This window comes from Rhodococcus sp. IEGM 1341 (assembly GCF_030056895.1).
Taxonomy (GTDB): domain Bacteria; phylum Actinomycetota; class Actinomycetes; order Mycobacteriales; family Mycobacteriaceae; genus Rhodococcoides.
Genome location: NZ_JASHKV010000001.1, coordinates 168,872 through 178,507, shown reverse-complemented (window position 1 = coordinate 178,507; position 9,636 = coordinate 168,872). Strand labels below are relative to the sequence as shown.

The 9,636-nt window shown below is 62.6% G+C and carries 10 protein-coding genes; 4 read left to right on the top strand and 6 right to left on the bottom strand.

All coding sequences use genetic code 11. The features are described from left to right. Positions 1-52: 52 nt before the first annotated feature. Positions 53-649 (top strand): DUF8020 domain-containing protein, encoded by a 597-nt coding sequence (locus QM615_RS00745; protein ID WP_149405759.1) that lies wholly within the window; start codon positions 53-55, stop codon positions 647-649. A 55-nt stretch (positions 650-704) separates the two neighbouring features. On the opposite strand, the gene pabB is transcribed toward QM615_RS00745, so the two are convergent. The 3 genes from pabB to QM615_RS00730 all read right to left on the bottom strand — a co-directional run bounded on the left by pabB (position 705) and on the right by QM615_RS00730 (position 3,802). Further along, positions 705-2,777 (bottom strand): aminodeoxychorismate synthase component I, encoded by a 2,073-nt coding sequence (pabB, locus tag QM615_RS00740; protein ID WP_149405758.1) that lies wholly within the window; start codon positions 2,775-2,777, stop codon positions 705-707. 10 nt (positions 2,778-2,787) lie between these two features. Then, positions 2,788-3,183 (bottom strand): chorismate mutase family protein, encoded by a 396-nt coding sequence (locus tag QM615_RS00735; RefSeq protein ID WP_082898863.1) that lies wholly within the window; start codon positions 3,181-3,183, stop codon positions 2,788-2,790. A gap of 280 nt (positions 3,184-3,463) precedes the next feature. Further along, positions 3,464-3,802, bottom strand: coding sequence for an RNA polymerase-binding protein RbpA (locus tag QM615_RS00730; protein ID WP_027497120.1), 339 nt, complete (start codon positions 3,800-3,802; stop codon positions 3,464-3,466). Between the two features lie 192 nt (positions 3,803-3,994). On the opposite strand from QM615_RS00730, the gene QM615_RS00725 reads away from it, so the two are divergent. The 3 genes from QM615_RS00725 to QM615_RS00715 all read left to right on the top strand — a co-directional run bounded on the left by QM615_RS00725 (position 3,995) and on the right by QM615_RS00715 (position 6,759). Next, positions 3,995-4,327: a hypothetical protein gene (locus QM615_RS00725; RefSeq protein WP_149405757.1), complete on the top strand. Its 333-nt coding sequence runs from the start codon at positions 3,995-3,997 to the stop codon at positions 4,325-4,327. A gap of 91 nt (positions 4,328-4,418) precedes the next feature. Next, a complete protein-coding gene (locus QM615_RS00720) occupies positions 4,419-4,874 on the top strand; it encodes a tellurite resistance TerB family protein (RefSeq protein WP_032398482.1) in 456 nt (151 codons plus the stop codon). A gap of 211 nt (positions 4,875-5,085) precedes the next feature. After that, positions 5,086-6,759, top strand: a complete 1,674-nt coding sequence (locus tag QM615_RS00715) for a cation:proton antiporter domain-containing protein (RefSeq protein WP_149405756.1) — start codon at positions 5,086-5,088, stop codon at positions 6,757-6,759. A gap of 452 nt (positions 6,760-7,211) precedes the next feature. On the opposite strand, the gene QM615_RS00710 is transcribed toward QM615_RS00715, so the two are convergent. The 3 genes from QM615_RS00710 to QM615_RS00700 all read right to left on the bottom strand — a co-directional run bounded on the left by QM615_RS00710 (position 7,212) and on the right by QM615_RS00700 (position 9,619). Next, positions 7,212-8,051: an SDR family NAD(P)-dependent oxidoreductase gene (locus tag QM615_RS00710; RefSeq protein WP_149405755.1), complete on the bottom strand. Its 840-nt coding sequence runs from the start codon at positions 8,049-8,051 to the stop codon at positions 7,212-7,214. Further along, complete coding sequence (locus tag QM615_RS00705) at positions 8,048-8,392, bottom strand: nuclear transport factor 2 family protein (RefSeq protein WP_262498328.1); 345 nt, start codon at positions 8,390-8,392, stop codon at positions 8,048-8,050. Before QM615_RS00705 ends, QM615_RS00710 begins: the two co-directional genes overlap by 4 nt. Positions 8,393-8,467: 75 nt before the next feature. After that, complete coding sequence (locus QM615_RS00700) at positions 8,468-9,619, bottom strand: GNAT family N-acetyltransferase (RefSeq protein WP_149405754.1); 1,152 nt, start codon at positions 9,617-9,619, stop codon at positions 8,468-8,470. Between the last annotated feature and the right edge of the window lie 17 nt (positions 9,620-9,636).

Here is a 9,636-nt window from a genome sequence, read left to right as displayed (position 1 = left end):
GCACTCCAGACGAATGCCGTCGAATACGAATCACTACCATCAGGGGACAGAAGTGAAACTGATCAGAACAGCAACGGTAGCGGTGGCGTTGACCGCTGCGGTGGCCACCGGAGCAGGCCATGCTGTGGCAGACCCGTCGTCGGACCCGGTGAACTACGAGACTTCGGTCAACCCGGACGGCACGGTCACCACCATCCTCGATGCCGGGCAGTTCCGGGTCGACGCCACGAGCGAGAACGTGTCCGTCATCGACCAGGCCGGTGCCACGCTCGCAACTGTTCCGCTGGAATACACCATCAACGGCACCGTCTACTCGATCGCACCGCTGATCGGTGCCGAAGGTCGCGAACTGACGTTGACTCCGCAGACGGTTCCCGTCGCCGAGGTCGCAGGTCCGCGGACCAAGCAGCAGGCATTCGACAACATGGTCAACCAGCTCGCAATCGGCTGGAACAACGGTGGCGGTGTCGGCACGGCGATCGGCGCAGGCCTCGGTTTCGCCATCGGCTGTGTGTCGATCTTCCCGAACTTCATCTCCGGGTGCATCATCGGAACCGTCATCGGTACGGTTGCCGGCGCGGTCATCGGTACGTCCAACGGAAACCCGCAGGCTCAGCCTGCCGTGTTCGAGTACTTCACCACTCCGTAAGGCAGAACGGCCTCGAGCCGACGGAGGTCCGAACAGCGGGTGGAGCGCGTGCGCTCTACCCGCTGTTCGCTGTTCGCCCGGTCAACGCCCGGCGCATCGACACAGCCTTGACCATCGTCTCCTCGAACTCCTCGTCGGGATCCGACAGTGCCACGATTGCACCACCCACTCCGTACGTCACTTCGTGCTCGGTGGCCACGATCGTGCGAATGACGATCGAGAAGTCTGCGGTGCCGGTGATCGAGAAGTAACCGATGGCACCCGAGTACACCCCGCGCGGTCCGTCTTCGAGCTTGTCGATGATCGCCATCGTGCGGATCTTCGGCGCTCCTGTCATCGATCCACCGGGAAACGCGGCACGGATACAGTCCGCCGCGGATGCGTCCTCGCGCAGGCGGCCACGAACGGTCGAGACCAATTGGTGCACAGGAGCGTAGGTTTCGACATCGAACAGCTTCGGTACGTGAACCGACCCCGGCACGCAGACCTGGGCGAGGTCGTTGCGCACCAGATCCACGATCATCAGATTCTCGGCCTTGTCCTTCTCGTTCGCGACGAGATCGGCCTTGAGCGCGTTGTCTTCTTCCGCAGTGGCTCCGCGGGGACGCGTCCCCTTGATCGGCTTGGACTCGACTACGCGGTCGGCGTCGATGCGCAAGAAGCGTTCCGGAGACGCACTCAACACCGACAGCTCGGGAAACTTCAGCAGCGCACTGTACGGAGTGGGGTTGATTTCACGCATGTACGAGTAGGTGGCGGTCGCGTCGATGGAACCGGCTACGGTCGCCGTGTTGGTCAAACAGACCTCGTACGTCTCACCGGAGCGAATCTCGGCGAGGCACTGGGAGATCAGATCGAGGTAGTGGGCACGGTCGTGGCGTAGACGGGGCTCGAGCGATCGATCGGCTCCGAGCAGGGGAGTGCCCGACGCTGGCGCACCCGCACGGTCGTTCGGGACGGCCTTTCGCGACAAGCCACGCAGGGTCTCGGTGACAGAGTCGAACCACTGCGCCAACACAGGATCCCCGGGGGTGGTGGCCAACCCCATCAGATACAGGGTGCCGGCTTCGTGGTCGAACACCAGCGCGCGATCTGCGAAGACCATCGACGCGTCGGGAGTCGAGGCCGTGTGAACCAGTTGGCCACCGGTATCGGCCTTGAGTTCGTATCCCAGATACCCCACGTAGCCGAGTCCGAAAGCAAACGGTAGGTCGTGTCGAGGGGGAGTGGACCGCTCTCGCAATCGCTCGTCTATGTAGTCGAAGAATGTCGAGTGGATGCGCTCGGTCGTACCGTCGGCACCTTGCACGGTCACCGTGGTCTCGGCAACCGAGTAGGTCACGTACTCCGCGTGGGGACCCGAGCAGTCGCCCATGACGGTGAATCTGCAGTCCGGTTCGAGAGCCGCGCTGCCGTCAAGCCAGAAACTCTTCGAGCCGTCCGCGAAGAGAGCCTCGAATACCTGCTCGGAGTCGAAAGCCTCGTCGAGCGAACGTGTTTCGATGGTGAAGATCGAATCCTGAGTCCGTGCGGCGCTCGATGCGGCCGATTGAGCCAGTGTCAGATCGCGGAAGTTGGCGAGTAATTCGCGGCCGTATTCGGTACTGATCGACTCGGGATGGAACTGAACGCCCCACATGGGCTTGCTCCGGTGCCGCACGGCCATGACGAGACCGTCGGGCGTCCATGCGACTTCCTCGAAGTCGGCAGGGGTGCGGGTCACCACGAGCGAGTGATACCGCACCACCGAGTAGGGCGAGGGGATTCCGGCGAACAGGTCAACGCCGGAATGAGTGATGTCGGTGATCCTGCCGTGCATCGGCGCGGGCGCCAGATCGACACTGCCACCGAACAGATGGCACAGACCCTGATGCCCGAGGCACACGCCGAGTATCGGTAGACCGGACTCGAGTATCACGCGAGAACTGATCCCGAAGTCCTGCTCCACATCGGGCCGCCCTGGACCGGGTGAGATCACGACGTTGTCGAAGGCCTCGAAATCCAAGGACGTCCACTCGACGTCGTTCTTGACCACCGTCGGCGGCCGTCCGTTCACCTCGGTGAGAAGGCTGTACAGGTTGTAGGTGAACGAGTCGTAATTGTCCACCAGGAGCGTATGAATCGTCATCGGCGTGCTTCTACCGTTTCCTGTCGAGGCCCGGCCCGGGCGTCGGAGAATCGATGATCGAATCCTCGACGCGACATGCCTCTGCGATCATCGTTCGGTACAGATCTTCGAGAAAGTCGGGGGACATCCCATTCGCCGACGCGAATTCTCTCGCTCGCTCTGTCACCAATCCGACACGGCCTGGTTGCATCATCGGAATAGCGTGTTCTCGTTTTACGTGTGCAACACGTACACACACATCGATGCGGTCTCGAATTGCAGCGCGCAGAACTTCGTCGATTCCGTCCAACTCGCGCCTCAACTCCGCAAGCTTCTGCTCGCCGACTGCGCGATGACCTTCCGATTCCGCTTCGGAGGCCGCCGTGCGCAAAGCGTCGGTCGAGCGCTGATCAGAATCCTGGCTCACGAGTTATTGCCCCCTGATTTTTCGAGTGCGATGCCGCTGTTTATCGGTATTCTCCGACAACTGTTACGGCGACCGTTCACGAATCGTCCACTTGTGTGACAACCGATACTCGATGATGGCACCTCGGACAGCCACCTCGCCACTCGATCGTATTGGAATACCTGGTCAAGCGACAATGAATGCAACAAAGGTCCGCGAAAACATCCGACAAGTTCGATATACATAAAAAAACTGCACCGCCGGATTGTTTCCAATCAGGCGGTGCAGTGAACGGCGACCATCATGCGCCGCGGCGCTTGACCTTCAGCAGGTCCAAACGCTCTTTGAGAAGTTCTTCGAGCTCGTCGACCGAACGACGCTCGAGCAGCATGTCCCAGTGGGTACGGGGAGGCTTGACTTTCTTGGCCTCCGGCGCGGTTCCCTCGATCAGCGACCCTTCCAGACCGTTGCGGCAAGCCCAGGTTCCGGGAATCTCGGCATCGTCGGCGAACGGTACGTCGAACTCCTCGCCGTTGTCGCACCGGTAGCGCGCAACGCGGCGGGGTGCCAGGTCGTGATCACGGTCGGTCTCGTAGCTGACCGCTCCCAGTCGGCTACCTCGAAGTACACGATCTGCCATGGTGAAGTCCTCTCCATCGATAGTAGGTACGTGCGTCGAAGCCATTCGTCGACATCGAACTACACCGTCTACCCACTGATCTACAACGTCGCCGCGCGTCGGTTCGTTCCCGGGCCGATGAGTCCCGGTGCGATCCCATCGGCGCAGCTTATCGGGCGATCTTACCTCGCGGCCGCAGTAGGCTGAACGACCATGTCCGCCAGAACCCGCCGCGACCAGGCATGCGCCTGGTGCGGGCGCCCGGTCGCCGATACAGGAACCGGCCGTAAGCGGCGGTACTGCCGTCAATCGTGCCGTCAGCGAGCCTACGAGCAGCGCAGCGCGACGAAAGGGACGTCGATTCCCGACGACGCCGTCGTGCTGACAGCGGAGGAAGTGTCGGCCGTAGCAGACAGAGCGTTCGAGGTTCGGTGTGCCGCCGAGGACGTCAGCACGGCGGTGGCGGAAGGTGCCGACGCTGCGGAACTGCACCGACTGTGCGCCGAGCTGTTGACCAAAGCTCACGACGCAGAGCGACTGCGCTGAACTGCGGTTCCTTACTCGTCCACCGAGTCCATGGACAATGGTCGTACCGCCCGCGCGACTGCGCAGGCGGTACGACCTAGTGAGGAGCTCCATGGCGTTCTGGGATCAACTCAAATCCAAGGCACAGGAATTGAACGGCCAGCTGCAGACCAAGACCAGCCAGTTCAAGAACAAGGAATTCGCCAACGGCAGCATGGCCATGTGTGCCCTGATCGCGGCGGCGGACGGCACCATCGATCCTGCCGAGCGCCAGAAGACGGCATCTCTGATTGCCGGCAACGAGGCTCTGAGAGTGTTCGAGCCCGACGAGCTTCGGCAGAAGTTCGACTGGTACTGCGACAAGCTGCAGGGAGACTTCGACTTCGGGAAGGTCGAGGCGACAGCCACGATCGGCAAGCTGAAGTCGAAGCCCGACCAGGCACGGGCCGTCATCCAGATCGGCATCATCATCGGCGGCGCGGACGGCCACTTCGATGATCACGAGAAGGCTGCCGTGCGCAATGCGTGCTTCGCAGTCGGAATCGATCCGGCCGAGTTCGAGCTCTGAGTCCTTCCGTACGGAAGGACCGCGGTAGTCGATCGTGCTGACGGCGATCGACGAAGTCATCAGGCGACTTCGTCGATCGCCGTTCTCGTCGGCAGTCGTCCGCTGTGAAATGTGGCGTATGCCGGGATACTAGGGGCACTCCGACGGCATGTGCCGACGTCGAAAGATCCGTTGGAGATCCGGTTGCAGCCCACCAGCAAAGGGACCGTGCATGACAGTTGCCGCGATCTACCTCGTCATCGCCTTCGGTCTGGGCGGACTTGCCATGGTGGTACGGCTACCTCCCTTGGTCGGGTTTCTCGCTGCCGGTTTCGTCATCAATGCGCTCGATGTCGGTGAGGTGCCCCAGCTCGAGCTGATCGCCGACCTGGGTGTGACGCTGCTGTTGTTCGCTATCGGTCTCAAGCTCGACGTTCGTATTCTTCTGCGCCGGGAGGTGTGGTTGACGACGTCGGTGCATCTGGTGGCGAGCATCGTGGTCGGTACCACCGTGCTGTGGCTCGCCGCCGTCGCCGGGTTGGCCATGCTGTCAGGCCAGAGCCTGACGACGATAGCGTTGCTCGCCTTCGCGATGTCGTTCTCGAGCACAGTGTTCGTGGTCAAGGTTCTGGAAGAGCGAGGGGAGTCGCACGCCCTCTACGGACGGGTGGCGATCGGCGTCCTGGTCATGCAGGACATCGTTGCCGTGGTTTTCCTCACCATAACCAGCGGCTCGCTGCCGAGCCCATGGGCGGTGGCGCTCGTACTGCTGTGGCCGGTGACGCGGATCCTTCGGAGGATCTGGAGCGGACTCGGCCACGGCGAGATGCAGTCACTGTTCGGCATCGTGATGGCGCTGGTCCCGGGTTACGCCTTGTTCTCCGCCCTGGGTCTCAAGGGGGACCTGGGCGCACTGGTCATCGGCGTGTTGCTGGCATCGCATCCGGCCTCGTCGGAACTGTCACGATCGCTGTTCCACATCAAGGAACTGCTCCTGGTGGGCTTTTTCGTCTCGATCGGTTTGTCCGGGCTGCCGGACCTACCGAGTCTCGGTGTGGCCCTCCTCATGGTGCTTCTCCTGCCACTCAAATCCGTCTTGTACCTGGCGCTGTTCGCCCTGATGAAGTTGCGGTATCGGACCGCGCTCCTGGCCGGACTGAGCCTGATGAACTATTCCGAATTCGGCTTGATCGTCGTGTCGGTAGGAGTGACGACCGGCCTACTCGCACCGGCCTGGCTGGTCGAGATGTCGATCGCCGTGGCTTTGAGTTTCGTCGCGTCGGCTCTGGTGAACGGCCGTGGCCACCTGATGGTCGAGAAGATCGCGACACGTCTACCCGAGCAGGACGAGTCGAGCCTGCATCCCGAGGAACGCTCCGGCGATGCCGGCGACGCCGAGGTGGTCGTGATCGGAATGGGGCGTGTCGGGTTCGCGGCATATCAGCGGCTCACCGATCACTACGGCCTCGATGCCGTAGGAGTCGACTACGACGGGCCTCGCATTCGTCGCCTGGCCGATCAGGGATTACGAGTCATCGAAGGGGACGCAACCGATCTCGATTTCTGGCATCAACTACGGCATTCCGAGTCGGTACGCATTGCCGTGCTCGCGATGCCGCGTCACGGTGCCAATGTCACAGCACTCGCCTGTCTGCGCGAATCCGGGTTCAGCGGAACAGTTGCGGCAGTGGCCCGCTACGACGACGAAGTGCAGTGGGCCAAGGAGCACGGTGTGGACATCGCGTTCAATGTCTATGCAGGTGCGGGGTTGGAATTGGCGGATCAGGTGGCCACCACTTCGCCCGATCCCGTCGGCGACGAAAGCGACTCCGACCTCGGCACCTCGCAGTCCGAGAAGGTCCCTCGGCCGACCACGAAACCGGTACCGCTCGACGAGCATCCCTGACCGATCCCGCCTGGAATATGGGAAGGCCAGGGGAGAGACACCGACTCGGCCACTGGACCGCGGTCTGCTCGTCCCCGCTCCACCGTTCCGAATCGTCACTGTGACGATTCGGAACGGTGGAGCGGGGACGAGGGGAATGCAAGAGAGTGGCGCAAGCTCCATCGGATCCACACTGTTCATCCGAATCCACACATTTCAATCAACCGTCGCGAGGAGCTGCCCGTTGGACAACAGCGCCGAGTGTCCGCCGCAGCGTTCGTGGGACGTGCACACAGCGTTCGACGCGGAAGCGTTGTGAATAGGTCGGCCACAGGAATCGAACCGCCGCAGCGTCCGTCGACACCCCTGAACTGCTGCTCCATTTTGCCGATAATCAACATTATGTCAACTAGACGGAACTCCCGGCTCTACGTCAGTTGCAGCGCAATACCTCTCTGTTTCAGCGGGCCTGGCTAGGCGGGGAAATCCACGCTGCGAGACAGTGTTTCGTTCGACCGGATGTCGCTCAGATTTTGTTCCAGCGCGTCGATCACGGCGTCGTATCCGCTGTTGCCCAGGATCAGCCGGTGTGGCGGTGGGTTCTGGGCCATCGCTGCGACCACTGCACGGGCACCGCGATGCGGGTCTCCCGGTTGCACCCCGTTCATGTCGACGAAGTCGGCCCGCACCTGTTCCAGCATCTCGCGGTATTCCGGAATGGCCTCCGCGATGGGCTCGTCGGCGAATCCGGCGTAAGCGTTCGTGCGGAAAGCGCCCGGTTCGACTGCCAACACGGAGATGCCGTGCTCGGCAACTTCCTGGCGCAGCGCGTCGGTGACGGCCTCGATCGCGTATTTCGTGGCGCTGTAGTAGCCGAATCCGACCGCCGCCAGAAGCCCGGCCACCGAGGACACGTTGACGATCCACCCGCTTCCGCGAGTGCGCATACCTGGTAGCACTGCGCGCGTGACGGACAGCACGGCGAAGAAGTTCAGCTCGAACATCGCCCGTATCGAGGACTCGTCCATTCCCTCGATCGATCCGTACCAGCCGCGACCGGCGTTGTTGACCAGCACGTCGATACCGCCGAAATGCTCCTCGGCCGTGTGTACCGCGCGGAGCACCTGCGCCGCGTCGGTGACATCCATGGGCACGACGAGAACGCGGTCACCGTAACAATCGGCCCACGACGCCAATTCCTCCGGACGCCGGGCGGTGAGTACCACGCGGTCCCCCGCCTCCAGCGCCACCTCGGCGTACGCCATGCCGAAACCGCCGGGTGTGCCACCGGTGATGAACCATCGCTTGCTCATGGCTCGATCACCAGCCGCTGAATCAGCGCGCCGTCGAGCGTGAAGCGGTAGTGCAGGTCGACGACTCCCCCGGGGAAGTTGCCTTCCAGATGCTGCTCGACGTCGACAGTTGTGCCGGACGTGGTCGCTTCGGTGAACTTGCTCGTGTAGGTGTACTCACTCTCACTGACCGAGGCGATCAGCCAGGCCTCGATCTCGTCTCGGCCCGAGTAGTCGTGGCCCTCATCGGTTACCACGGCATCCGCGGTGAATACGGAGAGCCCGCGAGCGCCTTGCTTGGAGTCGAGTGCGGTCATGAACTTCTTCACGTTGTCCGGGAGTCCATCCCATTGTGTGGTCATGACCCCACGGTGATGCCTCCCCCAAGGGGAGTGTCAACACCAGGTCCACCCGGGTAAAACACTCCTCGCAAATATTCAGACGGATCGTAGAAAACAGCGAGCAGACTCGAGCCGATCGGCGTCGTAGTCCTCCCACTTCGCTGCAGGCACATCCTGATGCCCGACCTCGACGAAACTGCGTTTGGCGAAGAACTCCGCGGCCTCACCGCTGACCGTGACCGCGAACAGGGTCGAGATGCCTTTCGTGCGGCAGACCTCCAACAATCCGTCCATCAACAAGCCGCCTGCTCCCAGTCCGGAGAACTCGGCAACGGTGATCAAGCCGGACACTTCGCCGAATCCGGTTCCGGCGTAACGGTCCACCTCGAGTCCGACGATGCCGGCGAGGTGCCCCGTGCGCAGTACCCGAGCACCGAGCCCACCGACAGCCATCCTGGCAATCTCGATCCGACTGCGCTGCTTGAGAACCCCTTCTCGCACTCCCTGTGCCACCAAAGCCTCTATCGCCGGGAAGTCGTCCACCTGTAGCGAGGCCAAGTGCAGGTAGCGGCCTTGGGTCAGGACGGTCCCTCGGCCGTCGAATGTGAACAGCTCGAATTCGAGATCCTCAGCACGACAGAGGTTTACGCTGTATGCACCACCGGCAAGTGCTGCCTCGGCGGCTGGGGGGAAATTGTCGAGCCCCCGTTCGGCCAGGTGGGCGACCAGGCGCTCGCGGTGCAGGTCGATGTCGGCGAAGCTACGAGGAGGATTACCCCAACCCCCGCCCGGATCGGTCAGGACCATTTTCGATGCCCGCACGCTCGCAGACACGGTGCCGGCAGTGCGCGCGACAGCGGCCGCCTCCGCCCCGATCACGACGCATTCCGAGTCCGCGATTGCGAGCCACAGACGGGCGACGGACTCGTCGTTCCAGACAGTCGCACCGGCCATGGCCACACCACCGACTGCAGCGGTGACTTCCGGAGCATGGTCGGCCGGAACCACGAATATGAATCGCGTGTCGCCAGTGCCGAACTCACCGACCGTCCGTTCCACTGCTTCCAGAGCCGCGACGCTCACCATGGGAAGGGCGATCACGATCGTGACCCCGCGGAACTCCTCGACGAAGAAGTCGCGCTCGGCAACAGGCACCCCGCTGGACGTCAGCTCGACCGCCACCTCGCGCGGGACCGCTGGCCGCGGCCGCAATTTCCGTGGGTTGGCGCGCAGATCGTAGTTCGTCATGGTGGGTCCAAGTGTGG